We start from the raw sequence: 19,585 nt of genomic DNA on the forward strand, positions 1-19,585 counted from the left end.
GTTGCGTGTCATGTCATCAACCAGCCGCCGGCCACATCCACGACCTGGCCGGTGACGAATCCTGCTTCTTCCTTCGACGCGAGATACAGGGACAGCGACGCCACTTCGCGCGTCGTGCCGAGCCGTTGCAGCGGCGTCTGCGCCACATACGCGGCGTTGGTCGCCGCGCCCGCCACCGCCACCATCTCCGTGTCGATGCGTCCCGGCGCAATCGCGTTCACGTTGATGCCGAACGGCCCGAGTTCGCCGGCGAGCTGGCGCGTGAGGCCGATCACGGCCGCCTTGGTCGCGGCGTAATGCACCGCGCAGACGTCGAGATAGGCCTTGCCCGCAACCGACGACATCGACACGATGCGGCCGAAGCGCGCGCGCTTCATCGCCGGCACGGCCAGCTTCGCGAAATAGAAAATACCGTTGAGATTGACGTCCACCACGCGCCGCCATTCGTCGACATCCATCTCGTCGACGGCCACGCCGCGCCCATTCGTCTTCGGTGAAATGCCCGCGTTGTTGACGAGCGTGTCGATGGGACCGATCAGCGACGCCGCGCATTCGTAGGCGGCCTGGCACGACTCGAAGCGGCCGACATCCGCCGCCACGAAATGCACGCGCGCATGCTCCTGGCGCAAGCGGCTTTCGGCTTCGCGGCCGAGCTGCTCGTCGTAGTCGACGAAGACCACGTTCGCGCCGCTTTCGAGAAACGCGCGCACGATCCCCAGTCCGATGCCGCGTCCGCCGCCGGTCACCAGCACGTTGCGTTCGTTGAAGTTCATGATCCTGTCCTCGTGCCGGCGCGGCTCACAACACCACCACCATCTTCTCGACCTCCTGCGGATGGTCGATCGAATAGTCCATCATGGCGGGCAAGGTATCGAGCCCTTGCGAGATGGAGATGATCTGCTCCACCTTGGCGACGTTACGCTGCAACAGCGCGACGGCGTCCGCGAACACGTTCGAACTGTTGCGCGAGCCGATGATGTCGATCTCCTTCGCCACCACGCTGCTGATCGGGATCGGGAGGTTCTTGCCCGACATGCCCACCAGCACGTAGCGCCCGGCCGCGCGCAGCACGTCGATGCCGAGCTTGATCGCCGGCTCGACGGCGACCGCGTCGATGACCGCCGTCACGCCGCCGCCCGACCATTCGCGGATCGATTGCGGGTCGTCGCGCTCCGGGTTGAACACGTGGTCCGCGCCCAGCGCCGCAGCTTTGTTCAGGCGCGATGCCATCACGTCCGAAATCACCACGCGCGCGCCGATGTCCTTGCACGCCAGCACTGTCGCGAGGCCGATCGGTCCCGCGCCGAGGATCAGCACGATGTCGTCCGCCGTGATGCGTCCGCGCCTGACCGCCTGCACCGCGATGGACAGCGGCTCCGCGAACGTGGCGACCTGCGGCGCGACGTCGCCGCTCGCATGCATCAGATACTCCGGCACGACCACGCGCTGCTGGAACGCGCCCGGCCGATGCACGCCGAAGATCGCGAGGCTTTCGCAGCAGTTGTAGCGCCCTTGCCGGCAGGCGTAACAGGTGCCGCAGCGGAGCAGCGGTTCGATCACGACCTGGCTGCCCACGGGATGAGCCTGCTTGCAATCGGCTCCGTATGCGAGGATCCGCGCGCAGAATTCGTGACCCTGCACCATCGGCAGCTTCGCGTACGGATGGTGGCCGAGGTAGATGTGATGGTCCGATCCGCAGATGCCGACCGCGCGCACTTCGAGGAGCACCTGGCCCGGTCCGGCCTGCGGCTCGTCCACTTCGGTCAGCGTGAGCTGGCGGGCCTTTTCGGTAACGTAAGCTTTCATGCGTCTCGTCTCTTTTATCGTGGTCTTGCGATGGTGGGGAACGTCAGGCCCGGTTCAGCCGAGCGATTCCGTGCTCGCCGCGGGCAGCGCATTCGGGCGGAACGTGTAGTACAGCCCCTTGATGCCGATGGCCGAAGCAGCGATGGCGGCGGGCACGGCGAGCGCCAGGAAGATCTCGTGCGATTCCCAGCCCCGCGACATCAGGATGCCGCCCATCGACGCGCCGAACACACCGCCGAAGCGGCCGATGCCCAGTACCCAGCTCACGCCGGTCGCACGGTATTGCGTGCGGTAGAACTGCGTCGCGAGGATCACGGTCTGGACCTGGCTGCCCATCGCGAAGCCCGCCAGGAAGACCAGCGCTTCCTGCATCGGCACGTCGTTGAGCGGATGCAGCGCGATCGCGACGAGGCACAGCGCCGAAGCCGCATACGCCGCCGCGATCACCACGTAGCCGCTCATGCGGTCCATCAGCCAGCCCATGATGATGTTGCCCACCGTGCTGCCGGTCAGGAACATGCCCGTGACGATGGCCGCCTGTGCAACCGGCACGCCTGCGTCCTTCATCATCGTCGGCATCCAGCCGGTCACCGTGTAGACGATGATCAGCCCCATGAAGTAGGTCAGCCACAGCATGACGGTGCCGAGACCATTGTTGTTCTGGAACAGCGCGAGCACCGGCGACGACGATCCGTTCTGCGGATTCACGCTTTCCGGCAGCACGAAGCGCGCATCGGTGAAATCGGTCTGCGCGGAAATGCGCCGGAGAATGCGTGCGATCCGTTCCGCCGGCGCATTCCGCACCACCATGAAGCGCACCGATTCAGGCAGGATGAAGGCCAGGAACACCACGCAGATCAGGGGCAGCACGCCGCCGATGATCAACAGGCTGCGCCAGCCGTGCGAAGGAATCACTGCGGACGCGATGAATCCCGCCGAAGCCGAGCCGATGGACAGGCCGCAGAACATCAGCGTGGACAGCAGCGAACGGCGGCGGTGCGGCACGTATTCGCTCATCAGCGTGACGGTGTTCGGCAACGCGGCGCCGAGCCCGAGACCGGTGATGAAGCGGAACAGCGTCAATGACCACGGCGACCATGCCGCCGCGCTCGCCAGTGTCATCAGGCCGAACAGCAACGCGGAAATGACGATGACCTTCTTGCGCCCGAAGCGGTCCGCGAGCGGCCCCGCGGTCAGCGCGCCGAACGCGAGGCCGAGCAGCGCCGCGCTCATGACCGGCGCGAGCGCGGCCTTCGAGACATGCCACTCCGCAATCAGCGACGGCGCGATATAACCCATCGCAGCCGTATCGAGTCCGTCGATGGACACGATCAGGAAGCACAGGACGAGGATCGTCCATTGGAAAGGGGAAAAGCGGTGCTCGTCGAGAAACTGCTCGACGTCGATTATTTTTTTACTCATGGGGTGTCTCCTCAAACGTCTTGAGAATGGGTTTTGAATGCTTGTAATGTCTTCTTCCTGACCGGCTGGCTGAATACTAAACGCGCGTGCGCCCGCCGAGGAAAGACGAATTTCCATACCCGCTATTGCTTCAGCCTATTACGGTCAGCGCCCCCTGGACTCGGTCTCCAGGCACCGGCGGAACGCGGGGTCGTCCAGATACGCGACGTTGAGCCGGGTCCACGGGTTCGCCGTCTGCCGGTCCACCGAGAAAATCGCGCCGGGTGCGAGCACCACGCCATGCGCGAGACAATGCTGCGTAAACACCCTCGAATCGTCGACGTGAGGAAAGCGCGCCCACAGGTACAGGCTCTGTTCCGGGCGGCAGAAGACCTCGGCGCCCACATCGTCGAGAATGCGCAGCCCGCGGCGCGTGGCGTGGCGCACGCGCTCCTGCAGACGCGCAACGCGCTGCGGAAAGTGGCCTTCGTGAAGGATCGCGTCGATCACGCGCTCGCTGTATTCCGCGCCTGTGGTATGCACCAGCATCTTGATGTCCGCGAGTTCTTCCACCCGTTCGCGGCTCGCCGCCACGAAGCCGACCCGCAGCGCCGCCGAGATCGACTTCGAGAACGTGCCGAGGTAAATCGTGCGCTGATGATGACTCGCTTCCGGAAATGAGTGACGCGAAGTCCGAGCAGCAAATCATCGCGTGCGACACCCCGTGCCGGGAATGTCTGAAGCTGCATGCAGAAATCGACGATCGAATCAACGTACCGTTCTGCCGTGATCGGACTGCCAGCGTTGGCGATTCGCTTCTCAGGTCTCCGCAGCTGATCGAGCGCTTCGGGCGCAAATTGGACGTGCCAATTCATTCGAGGCGCGTGCGAGATTTTTTCAGCTCAGCACGGACCTGATCGGCTGAAAGCGCACGGCTTGGATCGTCCCGAAGCGCTTGCGCTGCAGGAACGACTTCGTTTTGCAACCACGCCTCGACGGCACGGTCACGCTCGCGCAGCGCCCGAAGCGCGTCTCTGAGCACTTCGCTATCAGACGCGTAGTCGCCGCTTGCCACTTTTGTGCGGACGAACTCGGCCATCTCGTTGGGTAAAGTGATGCTCATCTGCTGCGTCGTTCTCATAGCAGCCTCCGTTCAGTAGGATTTAATCCTACTCGCGTCCGCCCTCGCCTGCAACAATGCCCTGCCTGGCGAACCCCGCCCGCTCAATCTCTCGTGGCCCGTCCAAAAAACGGGGACAAATAGATTGATGTCAAATTGACTTGCGACCGTCTTGCCGATCAACGCGGCCGACCAACTCGCTTCTTCGCAATCTGCTCCCGCCTGCGTGCGAGCCGAGTCTTTTCCTGACTTGCCCCGTGCTCTGCTTTGGCAGCGGTGACTGCACCAGCGACTGCGCCAGCAAGGTCCACGCGCACAGCGCCTTCGACGAGACAAGGTCCAATAGCGTTGGCCACGACACGAGCTTCACGCCGTTTCGAGCATCTCGTTCGCTGAGTCCAAGCGACGCCGCTTTCTCAAGCACGTCCTTAAGAATCCCGACCTTGAGCGAGACCTTTGGTGTCGGACTGCGCGGAAACGCCTGCGGGAAATGTCGTTGCAACGTAGTGACCGCGCGCGCGGCTGCGTCGGCAGACGTGCGCCGAGGCTTCGGTGGCTGCTTGATTTCCCGTGCGACGTCCACTGGCTGTGACGTCGAGCGTGAAGCCACCTCTTTGCCCTTCGCGCCCTGATTCAGCTGCGCCTTAAGCGCAACGAGCTGTTCGAATCCCATGGTGCATGCCTGAAATCAGTCACCAGATTTTGCCGGTCGCCTTCAAACATCGCGGTTCAGCGCCCGTGGCGGTCTTCCCAGGCGGCGGTGCCGAGCGCGGCCGCAACTCTAGCTCAAGCCCGTTTGCGAAAATGAAAATGCCGGTTGCGTGGCGACGACGCGTTGTCATGAGTCGTTTCGAGCGGCGCGCCGCAACAACCGCGGGTCAGTCTCCCATTCATCACGCGCCCCAACCGCGATTTGGGCGAAGTCTGGATGACTGGGATTGAGCAGGTAGTTAGTTTCGGCAGGGACGACCGCGCTCGGCACCGCAAGCACCGCGCTCGTTCGGCTCTGCGCCCACATAGCGCCAATCTGTTGCAACACGGTCCGTGCACTGAGCTCTCGCCAGTCGGTCGGCAGAATCGCAGCATCGACGCGCTCGATCAGGGTCTCAGGAATTCGCGCCGGAATCATCACGTACCGGGCACGCAGCGGTGAGTCCTGCACGAGCATCTCGAGGAGCGCAAGCGATTGTGTCTGTGCTGTATATACGAGCGCCACCCCTTTCGGGTTCCACCGCCCCCCAAAGAGGCGCGCACCTTCGCCGGAAAAGGCGCTATCAGCATACCGCTCTGTCACTACCCGCCACGCCATCAAGGTCATGCAAACACACCATGCTCGATGCGCCCGAGAGTATCCATCACGCTATCGGCACCAATGTCCGTATCGAGAAGACTGAGCGGAGTTGCATCGCCTAGTGCCGCTGCCGGTGCCTTGAGCCACGCGATCGCCAGATCGAGATCTTCGAATACTTCCGCCGCGCGCGCCGCGACACGCGCGAGTCGTAGCAACTTGGCCGACTCCTCGCGGCTGAAGACGCCTTCGCGCTTGCGCCGCGCCAAGGTCCGCTCGGGAATATCGAGCGCCTGCGCCAGTTCTGACTGCGAAATCGCGATGGATTTGAGCATTGAGTCGAGCGCCTGGGAGGAGATGCCGTGACGGACGATATCCACCCATTCGAGGCCCGACCGAGGTGCACGGCGCAAGACCGAGCGTCCGCCCAACAACGAATCTGCCGAAATTTTGCCGATGACGGCCATAGCGCCTCCTGCCATTTGGCGCCTATTTTACACCAAATTGGCAGCTTCGGCCGCTGATGCGGTTCGCCGGGGCAGAACGTGTTTACCCCAAGTCGCGTGCGACTCGTAGGGATGGCGGTTGCGTGGCAGACCTCGCTGAGCTCACAACTTTCCGGAGACTGGAAATGGACACGACTGAGGCGAGAGGAATGTTGAAAGACGCGACAGGCAAGGTACAGGAGGCCATTGGCAGCGGTGCCGGCGACGCGATGAGCCAATCAAAGATCGGGTCGGGCAAGTAGCCGGGACCACCCAGAAGCTCGCGGGCCGCACGGTCGATGCGGTCGAGATCAGACCGGCGAAAATCCGCTGGCCGTGCTGGGCATCGTTGCGGTCTCGAGCTTCTTGCTAGGATTTGCTGATCTGCAATGCAAGGCGCGACAAAAAGTTCAATTCGAGGAGGACCCGCCCTCACTCATTGATTGGGTCAAAGGGGGCGCGCGGCGCTCCCCGCTCGCCTCAGTACAGTCCGCACGCTCTGAACTATCCCCTAGGCCAAACGGCCTACGCGCCACACCGACGAAGCTGTTGCTAAGGGAAAATCTAAGACGTCCCTTTCTTCTCCAACTTGCTTAACCATCTCTCGGAAGACCACTAGCACCCCGATCGCGTCCGGAGGATATGATTCGGACCTCGAATGATCATACCCATTGTGTCAAATGATTTAAATAGGTTTTTGAATGCTCAGCTTGCGTGGAATGAACCGTAGCGGCAATGGGAAGCAACGATCCGAGCAACACTGCACAACTAGACAGCTACGGCACAAGCGGCTGAGAGCGCTCAAGCATCGCACCACCGACAAGCCGTTCGCATGTAGTACCGGTTCGGTGGTTTCTTGCAAACCTGCTATGCACGCAGCGCCATAAGCGCCGTCACCCAAACTCTCATACTGTGCGACACAACAAAAGGCACGTAACGCGATCGACGGCCATCACAGACAGGAGATACGGATGCAATCGTGGTATAGCAGCATGCGGCCCGCCCATAAGCGCACGTTCTGGGCGTGCTTTCTCGGCTGGGTTCTTGATGCGATGGACGTACAGTTTTTCGCGTTCGTCATCCCGACGCTCCTGACCGTGTGGGGTATGAGCAAGCCGCAGGCGGGCATCATCGGCACGTCGGCGCTGGTGGCGTCGGCGCTCGGAGGCGTGGTTGCAGGCGTGCTCGCGGACCGCATCGGTCGCGTGAAGGTGCTCAAGCTCGCCATTCTGTGGTTCTCGCTGTTCACCGGACTGTCCGCCTTTACCAACGGCTTTCATCAGCTTCTCATCACGCGCAGCCTGCAAGGTATCGGCTTCGGCGGCGAGTGGGCGGCGGGCGCAATCCTCATCGGCGAAGTGGTCGACAAGCGCATTCGCGGCCGCGCCGTGGGTTCCGTGCAGAGCGGCTGGCCGGTCGGCTATGCCATCGCGGCGTTGCTGTACTGGGCCCTATATTCCGTGCTGCCCGAAGCCACCGCGTGGCGGGTGCTGTTCCTCGTCGGCATCCTGCCCGGCCTGCTCGTGCTGTGGATGCGCCGCAATGTCGACGAATCCGAAGCCTTCGAAGCGGCATCGGCTTTGAATGGAAAGCGCGACTTTGTCGGCACTTTCGCGCTGATCTTTTCGCCCGGCGTGTTCCGCCTCACTGCACTCGCGTCACTGATGGCCGCAGGCGCGCTCGGCGGCAACTACACCATCCTCACGTGGCTCGTCACCTATCTGCGCTAGTCGCAAGGGCTGACGGTCAGCATGACGTCGGTGTTTCTCGGCGTGAATATCGTCGGCTCGTTCGTCGGTTATATCGGCATGGCCTATCTGAGCGATGGCCTCGGCCGCCGCAAGACCTTCGCGTTGTCGGCAGCGGGCGCCACACTCACCGTGCTGGCTTATACGCGGCTCCATCTGACATCGGCTGAACTGCTCGTGCTCGGCTTTCCGCTCGGGCTGTTCCAGTCGGGCATTGTGTCCGGCATGGGCGCGTGCTTCACAGAACTCTTCCCCGCGCAGATTCGCGGCACGGCAGGCGGATTCTCGTACAACTTCGGGCGCGGCATCGGTGCGCTGGTGCCGGCTGCGGTCGGCATCACGAGCACCTCGCTCGGACTCGCGCCGTCGATCGGTATCTGGGCGGCGCTCGCTTACATGCTTGTTTTCATCGTCGCGATCTTCCTGCCGGAAACCCGCAATAAGGAGCTTGAAGTCCATGTCTGAGCACAATCAAAACCCCAACGCACGGAACGGCGGCCAGATTCTCGTCGATGCCCTCGCCCGTAACGCCGTCGATACCGTGTACTGCGTGCCCGGCGAAAGTTATCTCGCCGTCCTCGACGCGCTTCACGACGCGCACGGCATTCGCACGATCGTGACGCGTCATGAAGGCGCGGCCTCGAATATGGCCGATGCCTACGGCAAGCTCACCGGCCGTCCCGGCATCTGCTTCGTCACGCGCGGCCCCGGCGCGACACACGCGGCCAACGGCGTGCATACCGCGAGCGAAGACTCCACGCCGATGATTCTGTTCATCGGTCAGGTCGAGCAGAGTTTCATTGGGCGCGGCGCGTTTCAGGAAGTCGATTACCGGCAGATGTTCGGCGGCATCGCCAAATGGGTGACCGAGATCGACAGCCTCGAACGCATTCCGGAGATCGTGTCGAAGGCGTTCAGCATTGCCATGTCGGGACGGCCGGGGCCGGTGGTCATCAGCCTGCCGGAAGACGTGCTGTTCGACTCGGGCGAGGTCGCCGATGCCTCTCCCGTGCGCATCGTGCAGGCCGAGCCGACGCCCGCGGCGATGGATGAATTGCAGACGCTCCTGAACGAAGCGCAGAAGCCGCTGGTCATCGTCGGCGGCACCGGCTGGGACAGCGATGCAATCGCCGCGTTCGCACGCTTTGTCTTGAAGAACGACTTGCCGGTGGCGGCCTCTTTCCGTCGTCAGGACCTGTTCGACAACCGCGATGAACACTATGTCGGCCAGGTTGGTCTTGGCCTCTCGCCGAAGCTCGCGGACCGCGTACGCCATGCCGACTTGCTGCTCGTGATCGGCTCGCGGCTCGCAGAAACGGTGTCGCAAGGCTACACGCTGTTCGACGTGCCTACGCGGCGTCAGACGATGGTTCACGTCCACCCCGATCTGGAAGAACTCGGGCGCGTGTATCAGGCGCGCCTGCCGATCAATTCGGGCATGCGTGCATTCGCATCGGCGCTTGACGAGATGAACAAGCGCGATGCATCGCCAGCGCAACGTCCGTGGCACGCGTGGACCGCCGACGCCCGCGCCGACTATGTCGCGCATTCGACGCCGCCCGCCGCGTCGCCGAAACTCGATGGCGTCGATCTGGCAAGCGTCGTCTCGCACCTCGACTATGTGCTGCCCGACAATGCCGTCATCACGAACGGCGCGGGCAACTACACGGTGTGGGTGCATCGCTTCTATCGTTACCGGCAGATGGCGACGGAGCTTGCACCGACTAACGGCGCGATGGGCTACGGCCTCCCCGCTGCGATCGCGGCAAAATTGCTGGACCCGACGCGCGATGTCGTGTGCTTTGCGGGCGACGGCTGCTTCATGATGTATCCGCAGGAGCTTGCAACTGCCATGCAGTTCGGCGCGCCGCTCGTGGTCATCGTCGCGAATAACAGCATGCTGGGCACGATCCGCATGCATCAGGAACGCGAATATCCGGACCGCGTATCCGCCACGCGGCTGGCCAATCCTGATTTCATCGCGATGGCGAAGTCGTTCGGCGCGCATGCGGAACGGGTTGAGCGCACGGAAGATTTTCCGGCAGCGTTCGAACGCGCGCGCAAGGCGGGCGTCGCTGCGCTGATCGAACTGAAGACCGATCCGCTGCAGATCACGCCTGCCAACCGCCTGACGAAGGTTTAAGCAGGATCAGCCCGGTGCGAGTTCCGTGCCAGGCCAGTCGCCGTTGCGCACCAGCGCTTCCGCGCATTGACGGATGGTGCGCGACACCGCGAACGCGCCATCCACGCCCGCGCGATGCTGCGGCCAGAACATGCCGACATCGCGCGTCACCGGCGGATTCTCCAGCCGCAGACACTTCACCCGCCCCGCTGCGACTTCTTCGACCACCGCCGCCGAAGGCAAAACCGTGCAGCCGCGATGCGCGAGCACAAGGCGCTTGGTCAACGAAATGGAGCCATCGCATTCCAGCGCGATATGCGGCGTAAAGCCGTGCTTTGCCGCGAGCGTTTCTACCAGCAGCCGCAAGCCGTGGTGCGTGCTCGGCAGAATCAGCGGCACGTTGCCGAGATTGCGCACGTCGAAACGCGCGCCATCCACCGGATAATCGTTCGGCATGACGAGACAGACGTTCTCGGTGAGCAACGAATCGAACTGAAGCGTGCCGCGATGCTCCGGCACGTACAACAACGCGACATCCACCTCGCCGTCTTTCAGCGAGCCGAGCAAGTGGCTCGCGAGCCCTTCGACGAAACGCACTTTCGTCGCGGGAAACTGCGCTTCCAGCGCCTGCGCGAGCGGGCCGAACATGATCCGCGCGATGGTAGGCTGCGCTGCGATACTCAATCGCGTCGGCCCGAGCGCGGACGTGCCGCGCAGCGTGCGGCCCGCTTCGTCGAGCATGCGTTGCATGTCGAGCGCATACGCCAGCAATTGCTCGCCGCGCTCGGTCAGCGCAACGCCGCGTCCGCTGCGGCGAAACAGGCGCACGCCGAGTTCGGCTTCGAGCGTGGCAATGCGGCGGCTCACCGTGGATTGGTCGGCGCCCGCGTCGAGCGCGGCGCGCGAGATGCTGCCGGCGCGCGACACGCGGGCAAAAAGATCGAGGTCGTCTGAGTTCATGCAGCGATTCTAAGCGCTGCTCAATCGCCTTCCTTCGCGACCGTTGCGCCTTCGATGCGATGGCGCTTCAACGAGGCATCGACGAAGCCGGAGCTTCTCATCTCTTCGACGAAACTCGCGAGGTAAGACGCGGCGGCATCGCCATAAGATTTGGGCGCGCCCATTGCCTGACGGATGACCATGAAGCGCTGGTCCAGCAGACGCACGTCCTTCATGTTCGCCGTGTACTTCTGAAGCTGCTGCTTCACGCCTGCCGCGACGTCCAGATGCTCGTCCAGAAAGGCCGGCACGACCGCGGCCGAGGTCGGCATGCGCACGATCGTCGCCTGATGCAGTTCGCGCGTGAGGAACAAGTCGTAGGCGCTGCCCTGGCCGACCGCCACTTTCACGCCGGCCTTGTCGACATCTTCGTTGCTGCGAATGGGCGAATGGTCGTGCACGAGGTAGAAGCCTTCGATCAGCACATACGGCTTCGTGAAGGCGATATCCTGCCCGCGCTTGGGATCGACGGCGAAGAAACCGACATCGGCATGATGCTGCACGACATTCTCGACCGACGCCGCCGCGCCTTTCACGACGACGAGTTCCAGCGGCACATGAAGGCGCGAAGCAAGTTCATTCGCCAGATCGACCGAGACGCCGACAGGTTTGCCGGTTTGGGAATCGATATTCGCGAGCACCGGATTGCCGAGATTGATCGATGCCCGCAGCGTGCCGGTAGGCGCGAAAACCTTGATAATGGATGGTTCCACAGCTTTGGAGTTGCCGGCGGCGATCGCAAGCGCCATGCCGAATGTGCAAACAATTAAGCGCATCGCCTTCTCGGTAAGATGTTCTCGCAGGTTCCGTCCGATGTCTAGACCCTTCCGCAGCCCAGCGTTATTGAAGCCTAGTTTGTGGCGGCTGCAATTGTCACGCTTTAACGACAACGCTTGTGCCAGTGACCATGCACCTTCACCTTTTGGCAGACCGAGTGATGATGGGGTGCCGCAGCAGCAGAAAAAGAAGCAACCGTTGCAATGCAAGCGAACAAACCTAACAAAACCGTTTTCATAGTCAATTTTTAGTGGAATGAATGAAACGCGAAGATAGCACTCGTCTCAGGCACACATCTGAAGGCCATCGCTGTCAAATCCGCGTTGCTACGCATCAAAAGTAAGAAAAAGTAATGGAAAGACTCGCTCAAAAGGCCCTATACCGACTGAGTTCTAATCCTTGACCTACAGAGACGGAGAAGCTGGACATACCGGGAATCGCGCGGATTGCTTGGCAGTAGTTCGCGGCGTGCTCACGGTTAGGCGTTATGTTGTCAGCCACGACAATTGCCCCTGTTTCCAGTTTAGGAGCGAACCTCTCTAGACAAGCAACGTACAGTTCCTTCCACAGATCAAGGAGCACAAAGTCGATACTCCGATCTAGCTCCTCCAGGATCTGTAGCGCGTTGCCTACCCGAAAATCGACGAATTGAGCGAGGTCGGCTTTTTCAGCCATTCGCTGCGCAAATGCCGATTTGTAGTCGGCGATCTCCATCGTGATGACTTTGCCACCACTCGAGCGCGCCGCGTCGGCAAGCCACATGGTCGAATAGCCGTACGACGTTCCGATTTCGATGATCGTAGGTTTATGAAGGCTGCCGGCAAGGAGATTGATCAGTTGACCGGTTTGCGGGCCGACCGCAAGGATTCGTTCGTCTCGCTCGCCTCGACTCGCCATCAGTTCGCCGCTCTCTCGCTTCCTCCGCTCCTCCGCGAGCAACACATCATATTCTTCAAAAACGTCCACCAATAGTTGGTCCATCCGCATCCTCGAAGTCTTACATGTTGGTTATATAATTCACGAGATACCTATCGCACATCGCGTGCAATCGAGTAACCTTCGTCAGCACTCGCAGCCTGATGTTTGAGTGACACCTGGCATGCTCGCCCGTTCCATGGCGTCTTCCGCTTCACCATTACTAACGCTTACGTCGTGTGGGACGGCACATGCCGTCCAGGCGGGGATTGCGATCGATGATGCGCGAAGTCCGCGATAGCCTTGAGCAATGTGAGGCCATCTGATGTCAATGCCTCACGTATCGTTCGGCCAGGCCTGCTCGATCGCCTGTAGCGCGCCGATCACAATTGAACGATTCAGCGCGGCGGCCAACATGCTATCGCGCTCCTCATAGGCCTCGCACAATCGATGATGATCCGCGCAGGATCGTTGCAGGCGTCCCGGCAGCGATGTGCTGAGCCGGCGAAGCCGATTGATGCGCAGCCGCATGGAATCGAGCACTTCCTTAAAAATACCATTGCCGCACACGCGCAGTTCCTCGTCTCGGAATATGACGTTAGCCCAAAAGTAGGCATCGACGTCACCTCGCACTGCGGCCTCCGCCAGGCGGCGATGGGCGTCCCATAAACGTGCGATCTCCTGCGCGGTAGCACGCTCGACGATCGTGCAAGAGATTTGCGCGTAGAGAATTGCGCGCAGCTGATAAAGCTCGCGCACATCCTCGAGCCTGATTTTGGACACTCTCGGCCGCTTACGAGGCATCCAATCGACCAGCCCCTCCCTGCTCAGGACGAACAGCGCCTCCCGTACCGGTGTGCGGCTCACATCGAAGTGCCTCGCAAGTTCGACCGAGTTCAAGTCGCTACCCGGCGCCAGCCTGCCCTCGATGATGCCGCGTGCCACCCAGTCAATGATTTCCTCGACCCGAGACAATTCATCGGTGCGCTCGGCAGCCATAGTGTCGACACGTGTACTATTCATCAGGATCGCCCATGCGTAGTATGGTAAAAAAAGCAGGGCAATACGAACACTTTACGCTTAGCTTCACCATAAGATCAATCTAACTGTCGACAGTTGGAGTTCAGGAGACGTCTTCTCATGTCCACGCATCCATTGCTCCGGCGGCGCCGGCTTTTGCAATCGGCAGGCGCGCTCGCCGCGCTGTCACTGAGTGGCACGCGCGTCGCATGGAGCGCTGGCGGACCCGCTAGCGAGACCGAAGCCCATGACGCCGACGCTCACATCACCGCGCGCCTTGCACACTACATGGTTCAGGCACGCACGATGCCTTTGCCCGCTCCCGTCGTGCTCGCCTGCAAGCATCGCATCCTCGACACCTTCGGGGCAATGGTATCCGGCTCGCGCATGCGCCCCGGCTTGCTCGCCGCAAAGTACGTCCGTGAACTCGGTGGCCCACCGCAGGCAATTGTCATCGGCACACGCATCCGGACGAATGTTGTCAATGCCGCGCTAGCTAATGCGATGTGCGCCCATTCCGACGAAACCGACGACTTCGAGCCGGTCACCAAGGCGCATCCCGGCAGCGCGGTCGTGCCGTCCGCCTGGGCCATGGGAGAACATCATTCACAAAGCGGTGCCGCAATGATCCGCGCAGTCGCGCTCGGCTACGACCTCGCGTGCCGTCTGCTGATGGCGCTCGGGCCGGACCTGGTGCGCGGTTCACATCGTAGCGCGGAAGGCACGGCATCGACTTTTGGCGCGCTGGGTGCGGCAGCGGCTCTCGCAAGCCTCGATGAGACCGGCATGCGATACGCGATCTCCTATGCCGCGCAGCAGGTGTCGGGCTTGTGGAGTTGGGTGAAGGACAAGGACCACATCGAAAAGGCGTTCGATTTTGCCGGCATGGGCGCGCGCAACGGCGTCATGGCGGTGAGCATGGTGGAATCCGGAATGACCGGCGTTCGCGACGTGCTCGACGGGACGCACAATCTGTTCATCGCACTCTCCACGAAGCCGTCGCCGGAAGCGATGCTGGACGGACTCGGCACGCGTTTCTATGTGACCGAGACGGCAATCAAGACTTTCTCGGTCGGCTATCCGATCCAGTCGCCACTGGACGCTCTGCTTGCGTTGCGCCGGCAGTACGGACTCACGCCGGAAAATGTGCGCAGCATCACCGTGCGCATTCCGCCGGATGCGGAGGGCATTGTCGGCGATAGCGCCATGCCCGATGTGAACTGCCAACACCTCGTGGCGCTCGCGCTCGTCAAAGGCGCTGTCTCCTTTCGTGATAGCCACGACGTTGCACTGATGCACGATCCGGCCATTCTCCGCGAACGAGCGAAGGTCACCGTGCAGCCCGACCCGGCTCTGCACGATCCCGACGCGCCGCGCGGCGCGAAGGTCGAAGTCATGCTGACCGATGGTCGCACCGTCGACCATCTCACGCGCTTTCCGCCCGGCACGAAAGAGAATCCTCTGTCGAGCGAGGCGGTTGCCGCGAAAGCCAGCGATTTGATGTCGCCGGTGCTCGGCGCCGCCCGAACCCGCGCGCTCATCGAAAAGATCGGAAGGCTGGAAACGCTTGCCGACGTACGCGAGCTGCGGCCGCTCATCACCGCGTGACACCCATTTAAAAACCGGAGGAGACGAACACATGGCCGCAATCGACCGGCGCAATTTTCTCAAGACAGGCGCCGTGGGGGCGCTCGCATCGGCGACCGCGGGAACCGGTGCGTTCGCGCAAGGCAACGATACGTCAGCCGCGTCCTCTGCGGCGTCCGCGCCTGCGGGCAAAGCCGACCCGCGTCCACCGAAAGTCACCCGCATCCTTGCCGAATTCATCCAGAAGACGAGTTATCAAGATTTGCCTGCGAACGTACGGCGGGAAGGCGTGCGTACGCTCATGAACTGGGTGGGCGTCGCGGTCGGCGGCTCGCACGATGAAACGGTCAATCGCGCGGTAAGCGCGCTGACGCCGTTCTCGGGCCCGCCACAGGCGAATCTGCTGGGTCGGACCGAGCGCTTCGACATCGTGAACGCGGCGTTCATCAACGGCGTCAGCAGTCACATCTTCGATTACGACGATACCCATCTGAAGACGATCATTCACCCGGCCGGACCGGTCGTTTCCGCCATCCTCGCGTACTCACAGTATCGCCCGGTCTCGGGCGCCGACTTCCTCAATGCGCTGGTGCTCGGCGTCGAAACGGAACTGCGTATCGGCAATGCCGTGTACCCGAACCATTACGACGTCGGTTGGCACATCACAGGGACATGCGGCGTATTCGGCTCGGCAGCCGCCATGGCCAAGCTCATGCATCTGAGCGTGCAGCAAACGGTCTGGGCACTCGGACTGGCGGCATCGCAGCCGGTGGGTTTGCGCGAGTCGTTTGGCTCGATGAACAAGAGTTTCAATCCGGGACGGGCGGCCGCGAACGGCATGTTCGCCGCGATCCTCGCGAATCAGGACTACACGAGTTCAGACGGAATGATCGAAGCGAAGCGCGGATGGGCCAACACCATCAGCACGAAGCAGGACTACCGTGAGATTACCGATGGTCTCGGCACGCGCTGGGAATCGACACTCAACACGTACAAGCCCTTTGCATGCGGCATCGTGATTCATCCGGCGCTCGATGCGGCTATCCAACTTCGCGACCAGAACCATCTGAGCGCCGATCAGATCGAACGCATCGACTTGCGCGTGCATCCGCTCGTCATCGAACTGACGGGCAAGAAAACGCCGCAGATCGGACTCGAAGGCAAGTTCAGCATCTATCACGCGGTGGCTATCGCGATCATCGACGGCGCGGCGGGCGAAAAGCAGTTCAGCGACGCCAAGGTGCGCGATCCGCAAACAGTGGCGCTGCGCGAAAAGGTCAACACGACGGTCGATCCGTCGATCAAGCCGGAACAGGTCGACATGACCATCACACTCAAGGACGGACGCAAGCTACACAAGTTCATTGAACACGCGATTGGCAGCACCGAAGTGCCCATGACCGATGAACAGTTGGAGAAGAAATTCCGCGATCTCGCGGAAGGAATTCTTCCGTCCGATCAGACGCAAGCGCTGATCCAGAAGTGTTGGCGAGTCGCGCAACTAGGCAATGCGGCGGAAATTGCGACCGCAGCGGTTCGGCGTCAAAGCTGATTCAACAATCGTGTGGCGAGACGGGAAGCATGGATTCCGCATCCTGGCTTACCGTCTTCTTCTTAGGTGAAAGTACCAATGCCCGCCTGGCTACATATTCATAGAATGACTGGCATACCAGATGGCACACACCACATCTCGATCAATGACCAGCCAAGGCGCCGGGTAGAAGCTTGCACACTCGAACTTGCATCCGGCGCCGGGCGATCTGGCAAGCCGCCAATGACGAGACGACACCACCAAAGGAGAACCATGAACAAACGCATCCTGACGGTCCTTGCGGCCTCTATCGCTTTCTCAAGCGGAGGTCTGGCGCGCGCGGCAGACACTGTCGCCATCGCCGGCATCGTGTTTCAGCAGGACATGTTCATGCGAAGCGTTGCGCGGGGCATGAGTGAGGAGGCAAAAGCCGAAAACGTGACATTGCTGGATGGCAACTCCGACAATAAGGCCGAGAAGGAAGCAAGCCTCATCGATACTTACATTTCGCGAGGCGTCAAAGCGATCGTCATTGCGCCGCTGAGCGATCAGGCGTCGATTCCCGCACTTAAGCGCGCACACGACAAAGGCATACAGGTCGTCACCTGGACGACGGACATCAAGGCCGATTTCCCGGCCGCGCGTGTCGGCTCTTCTGGCGCCATCATGGGCGGCGGCACCGGCAAGGCCGCTGCGCGCTTCATCAAGGAAAAGCTCGGCGGCAATGCCACGGTCGGTCTCATCGGCTTCAAGGCTCAGTTGCCCGAGCTGAGCACCGCGCGCACGCAAGGCTTTCTGACCGAGGCGCGCAAGGGCAGCACGCTCAAGATCGCAGCAGAGCAGGATGCGTGGCTCGCCGAGAAAGCAGTCACGGTGGTCAGCGACATGCTGACGGCCAATCCGAATATCAACGTCATCTATGCGGCAAACGAAGGCGGAACCGTGGGCGCGGTGCAGGCAGTGCGGCGCATGAACAAGCAGGGCAAGGTCTTCGTGTTTGGCACCGACGGCTCCGAGCAATTGACCAAGTTCTTGCAAGATAACGACGATGTCCTCATCGCCACCACTGCGGCCCAACCCAAGCTGATTGGTCGTGAAGCTGTTAAAGCTGCCTTGAAGGCCGTGAAAGGCCAACCGGTCGACAAAGTCGTCGAAGTGCCTGCCGTGCCGCTGAGCCGCGATGATCCGAAGACTCTCGCCGCTTACGCATCGAGCCTGAAGAATGTCAACTGAAACGCCCGTTGCGGCCCGCTCGAACGACGAGACCGAGACAGCGCGCAAGACGTTCGCACGCATCGAAGCGCGTGGCTTGTCGCGCAGTTTCGGATCCATCGTCGCGCTAAGACCATTCACACATACATTCGAGTCGGGACAGATCCATGCGCTGATGGGCAAAAACGGCTCGGGAAAGTCGACGCTCCTGAAGATCTTGGGCGGCTCGATTCGCGCGGACGGCGGTCAGTTGCTGCTCAACGACGCAGCGTGCGATTTCCACCACCCTGCCGACGCGTTCTCGGTCGGTATCCGGATGGTGCATCAGGAACTGTCGCTGGTTCCGACGCTTTCGGTGGCGGAGAACATCTTCCTCGGTCGTCTGCCCGTCGTGCGCAAAGGCCTAAGGCCGGGCGTCGACTGGAAGCAGTTGCGAAGCGACGCTGAACGCATGCTCGCGGCGACCGGCCTCGACATCTCGCCGGAAGATCCGGTATCGAAGCTCCCGGTCGGTCAGCAGCAGATGGTGGAAATCGTCAAGGCGTATGCGACTTCGCCTTCGGTGCTGTTGCTGGACGAGCCGACATCGGCGCTCAGTCATCGCGAGGTAGACCGGCTATTCGCCCTGGTGCGCCTGCTTCGCTCGCACGGTGTGACGATGCTCTACATCACGCATCGCATGAATGAAATCTTCGACATCGCCGACACCTGCACCGTGCTGCGCGATGGCGATCACATCAACTCGGTGCCCATTGCGCAGACCAGTCCGAGAGAAGTGGTGCGAGCGATGTTCGGCGAACATCATGTGCCGGCTCGCGTCCAGCCGCGTGAGTTGCCGGCGGGACAACCTGCGCTGTCCGTGAAGAACCTGCAACGAAACGGCGTCTTCGAAGACATCAGCTTCGACTTGCGGCGCGGCGAGGTGCTCGGCATCTCCGGCATGCTCGGCGCGGGACGCACCGAGTTGCTGCGCTCGATCTTCGGCGCGGACCCGCTGGACAGCGGCACCATCGAAATGGACGGTAAAGCGGTGCAGGCACCATCGCCGGCACGAATGAAGAAGCTGGGCCTGGGCTATACGCCCGAGAACCGCAAGGAACATGGCCTCGTTCAGATGCACTCGATTCATACCAATTTGTGCCTGGCGGGCCTGAGCCGAATGTCGCGCCGTTCGTTCATCAATCAGCAGATGGAAGCCGGGCCGGTGCGCCAGCAGATTGCCGACCTGGCGATCAAGGCGCCGCGCCCTCAATTGCCCGTATCGTCGATGTCCGGTGGAAACCAACAAAAGGTGGTTCTGGGTAACTGGTTCAACACCAATCCACGCGTGATGTTCTTCGATGAACCGAGCCGCGGCATCGACATACAGGCGAAAGAGCAGATTTTTGGGATCATCCGCGAGAAGGCGTTGCATGGCATGAGCGCCATCGTCGTGTCGAGCGAGCCGGAGGAATTGCTCGAAGTCTGCGACCGCATCTTGATCATGCATCGCGGACGATTCGTGGCCGAGGTCAACCCGCAAACGATCGCTCTCGACGATCTTTATCAAATCATGATGGAGGGCGTGCAATGAG

General features: G+C 61.6%; 18 protein-coding genes and 2 pseudogenes. 6 read left to right on the plus strand and 14 right to left on the minus strand.

Annotated elements, in window-relative coordinates:
- Positions 1–8 precede the first annotated feature (8 nt).
- From QCE58_RS32225 to QCE58_RS32260, 10 genes and pseudogenes are all read right to left on the minus strand, one after another.
- Positions 9–773 carry an SDR family NAD(P)-dependent oxidoreductase gene (locus tag QCE58_RS32225; RefSeq protein WP_250518748.1) on the minus strand — a complete coding sequence of 255 codons (765 nt, stop codon included), beginning with the start codon at positions 771–773 and terminating at the stop codon, positions 9–11.
- A gap of 25 nt (positions 774–798) precedes the next feature.
- Entirely contained in the window at positions 799–1,806 is a 1,008-nt protein-coding gene (locus QCE58_RS32230) for a zinc-binding dehydrogenase (RefSeq protein ID WP_250518747.1), read from the minus strand.
- A 54-nt stretch (positions 1,807–1,860) separates the two neighbouring features.
- On the minus strand, positions 1,861–3,228 hold the full coding sequence (locus QCE58_RS32235) for an MFS transporter (RefSeq protein WP_309780967.1): 1,368 nt from the start codon (positions 3,226–3,228) through the stop codon (positions 1,861–1,863).
- 144 nt (positions 3,229–3,372) lie between these two features.
- A complete protein-coding gene (locus QCE58_RS32240; RefSeq protein WP_350029615.1) occupies positions 3,373–3,828 on the minus strand; it encodes an aminotransferase class I/II-fold pyridoxal phosphate-dependent enzyme in 456 nt (151 codons plus the stop codon).
- On the minus strand, positions 3,714–4,082 hold the full coding sequence (locus tag QCE58_RS34185; protein WP_409014196.1) for a type II toxin-antitoxin system RelE/ParE family toxin: 369 nt from the start codon (positions 4,080–4,082) through the stop codon (positions 3,714–3,716). The genes QCE58_RS32240 and QCE58_RS34185 overlap by 115 nt, the downstream gene beginning before the upstream one ends.
- Positions 4,079–4,348: a type II toxin-antitoxin system ParD family antitoxin gene (locus QCE58_RS32245; RefSeq protein WP_250518745.1), complete on the minus strand. Its 270-nt coding sequence runs from the start codon at positions 4,346–4,348 to the stop codon at positions 4,079–4,081. The genes QCE58_RS34185 and QCE58_RS32245 overlap by 4 nt, the downstream gene beginning before the upstream one ends.
- 158 nt (positions 4,349–4,506) lie before the next feature.
- Positions 4,507–4,683, minus strand: a complete 177-nt coding sequence (locus QCE58_RS34190) for a ProQ/FINO family protein (RefSeq protein WP_409014197.1) — start codon at positions 4,681–4,683, stop codon at positions 4,507–4,509.
- A gap of 20 nt (positions 4,684–4,703) precedes the next feature.
- Positions 4,704–5,000 (minus strand): annotated as a pseudogene (locus QCE58_RS34195) (ProQ/FINO family protein); the annotation flags it as partial.
- A 165-nt stretch (positions 5,001–5,165) separates the two neighbouring features.
- Positions 5,166–5,645: an RES family NAD+ phosphorylase gene (locus QCE58_RS32255; protein WP_250518744.1), complete on the minus strand. Its 480-nt coding sequence runs from the start codon at positions 5,643–5,645 to the stop codon at positions 5,166–5,168.
- Positions 5,642–6,082, minus strand: a complete 441-nt coding sequence (locus QCE58_RS32260; protein WP_250518743.1) for an antitoxin Xre/MbcA/ParS toxin-binding domain-containing protein — start codon at positions 6,080–6,082, stop codon at positions 5,642–5,644. Before QCE58_RS32260 ends, QCE58_RS32255 begins: the two co-directional genes overlap by 4 nt.
- 989 nt (positions 6,083–7,071) lie before the next feature.
- On the opposite strand from QCE58_RS32260, the pseudogene QCE58_RS32265 reads away from it, so the two are divergent.
- Together QCE58_RS32265 and QCE58_RS32270 are read left to right on the plus strand one after the other, a co-directional pair.
- Positions 7,072–8,313: pseudogene (locus tag QCE58_RS32265) on the plus strand (MFS transporter).
- Positions 8,306–9,991, plus strand: a complete 1,686-nt coding sequence (locus tag QCE58_RS32270; protein WP_309780977.1) for a thiamine pyrophosphate-binding protein — start codon at positions 8,306–8,308, stop codon at positions 9,989–9,991. The pseudogene QCE58_RS32265 and the gene QCE58_RS32270 overlap by 8 nt, the downstream one beginning before the upstream one ends.
- A 6-nt stretch (positions 9,992–9,997) precedes the next feature.
- On the opposite strand, the gene QCE58_RS32275 is transcribed toward QCE58_RS32270, so the two are convergent.
- The 4 genes from QCE58_RS32275 to QCE58_RS32290 form a co-directional block, all read right to left on the minus strand.
- Positions 9,998–10,930: a LysR family transcriptional regulator gene (locus QCE58_RS32275; protein ID WP_250518740.1), complete on the minus strand. Its 933-nt coding sequence runs from the start codon at positions 10,928–10,930 to the stop codon at positions 9,998–10,000.
- A gap of 20 nt (positions 10,931–10,950) precedes the next feature.
- Complete coding sequence (locus QCE58_RS32280; RefSeq protein WP_309780980.1) at positions 10,951–11,682, minus strand: ABC transporter substrate-binding protein; 732 nt, start codon at positions 11,680–11,682, stop codon at positions 10,951–10,953.
- A gap of 430 nt (positions 11,683–12,112) precedes the next feature.
- Positions 12,113–12,727: a class I SAM-dependent methyltransferase gene (locus QCE58_RS32285; RefSeq protein WP_309780982.1), complete on the minus strand. Its 615-nt coding sequence runs from the start codon at positions 12,725–12,727 to the stop codon at positions 12,113–12,115.
- A gap of 270 nt (positions 12,728–12,997) precedes the next feature.
- Positions 12,998–13,660: a GntR family transcriptional regulator gene (locus QCE58_RS32290; protein ID WP_309780984.1), complete on the minus strand. Its 663-nt coding sequence runs from the start codon at positions 13,658–13,660 to the stop codon at positions 12,998–13,000.
- A gap of 141 nt (positions 13,661–13,801) precedes the next feature.
- Between QCE58_RS32290 and QCE58_RS32295 the strand changes: the two genes are divergently transcribed.
- From QCE58_RS32295 to QCE58_RS32310, 4 genes are all read left to right on the plus strand, one after another.
- Positions 13,802–15,289, plus strand: a complete 1,488-nt coding sequence (locus QCE58_RS32295; protein ID WP_309780985.1) for an MmgE/PrpD family protein — start codon at positions 13,802–13,804, stop codon at positions 15,287–15,289.
- A 31-nt stretch (positions 15,290–15,320) separates the two neighbouring features.
- Positions 15,321–16,820, plus strand: a complete 1,500-nt coding sequence (locus QCE58_RS32300) for an MmgE/PrpD family protein (RefSeq protein WP_250518736.1) — start codon at positions 15,321–15,323, stop codon at positions 16,818–16,820.
- 252 nt (positions 16,821–17,072) lie between these two features.
- On the plus strand, positions 17,073–18,032 hold the full coding sequence (locus tag QCE58_RS32305; protein ID WP_250518735.1) for a substrate-binding domain-containing protein: 960 nt from the start codon (positions 17,073–17,075) through the stop codon (positions 18,030–18,032).
- A complete protein-coding gene (locus tag QCE58_RS32310; RefSeq protein WP_309780988.1) occupies positions 18,022–19,584 on the plus strand; it encodes a sugar ABC transporter ATP-binding protein in 1,563 nt (520 codons plus the stop codon). Before QCE58_RS32305 ends, QCE58_RS32310 begins: the two co-directional genes overlap by 11 nt.
- Position 19,585: the final 1 nt, after the last annotated feature.

This window comes from Caballeronia sp. LZ028, assembly GCF_031451415.1.
GTDB classification, from domain to species: domain Bacteria; phylum Pseudomonadota; class Gammaproteobacteria; order Burkholderiales; family Burkholderiaceae; genus Caballeronia; species Caballeronia zhejiangensis.

Bases quoted from the DNA above. Each gene is read 5' to 3' on its own strand.
- QCE58_RS32230 (WP_250518747.1), bottom strand. From the start codon at position 1,806: ATGAAAGCTTACGTTACCGAAAAGGCCCGCCAGCTCACGCTGACCGAA.
- QCE58_RS32270 (WP_309780977.1), top strand. From the start codon at position 8,306: ATGTCTGAGCACAATCAAAACCCCAACGCACGGAACGGCGGCCAGATT.
- QCE58_RS32285 (WP_309780982.1), bottom strand. From the start codon at position 12,727: ATGGACCAACTATTGGTGGACGTTTTTGAAGAATATGATGTGTTGCTC.
- QCE58_RS32275 (WP_250518740.1), bottom strand. From the start codon at position 10,930: ATGAACTCAGACGACCTCGATCTTTTTGCCCGCGTGTCGCGCGCCGGC.
- QCE58_RS32300 (WP_250518736.1), top strand. From the start codon at position 15,321: ATGGCCGCAATCGACCGGCGCAATTTTCTCAAGACAGGCGCCGTGGGG.
- QCE58_RS34185 (WP_409014196.1), bottom strand. From the start codon at position 4,082: ATGAATTGGCACGTCCAATTTGCGCCCGAAGCGCTCGATCAGCTGCGG.
- QCE58_RS32245 (WP_250518745.1), bottom strand. From the start codon at position 4,348: ATGAGAACGACGCAGCAGATGAGCATCACTTTACCCAACGAGATGGCC.
- QCE58_RS32225 (WP_250518748.1), bottom strand. From the start codon at position 773: ATGAACTTCAACGAACGCAACGTGCTGGTGACCGGCGGCGGACGCGGC.
- QCE58_RS32290 (WP_309780984.1), bottom strand. From the start codon at position 13,660: ATGGCTGCCGAGCGCACCGATGAATTGTCTCGGGTCGAGGAAATCATT.
- QCE58_RS32310 (WP_309780988.1), top strand. From the start codon at position 18,022: ATGTCAACTGAAACGCCCGTTGCGGCCCGCTCGAACGACGAGACCGAG.
- QCE58_RS32260 (WP_250518743.1), bottom strand. From the start codon at position 6,082: ATGGCCGTCATCGGCAAAATTTCGGCAGATTCGTTGTTGGGCGGACGC.
- QCE58_RS32295 (WP_309780985.1), top strand. From the start codon at position 13,802: ATGTCCACGCATCCATTGCTCCGGCGGCGCCGGCTTTTGCAATCGGCA.
- QCE58_RS32305 (WP_250518735.1), top strand. From the start codon at position 17,073: ATGAACAAACGCATCCTGACGGTCCTTGCGGCCTCTATCGCTTTCTCA.
- QCE58_RS32255 (WP_250518744.1), bottom strand. From the start codon at position 5,645: ATGACCTTGATGGCGTGGCGGGTAGTGACAGAGCGGTATGCTGATAGC.
- QCE58_RS32235 (WP_309780967.1), bottom strand. From the start codon at position 3,228: ATGAGTAAAAAAATAATCGACGTCGAGCAGTTTCTCGACGAGCACCGC.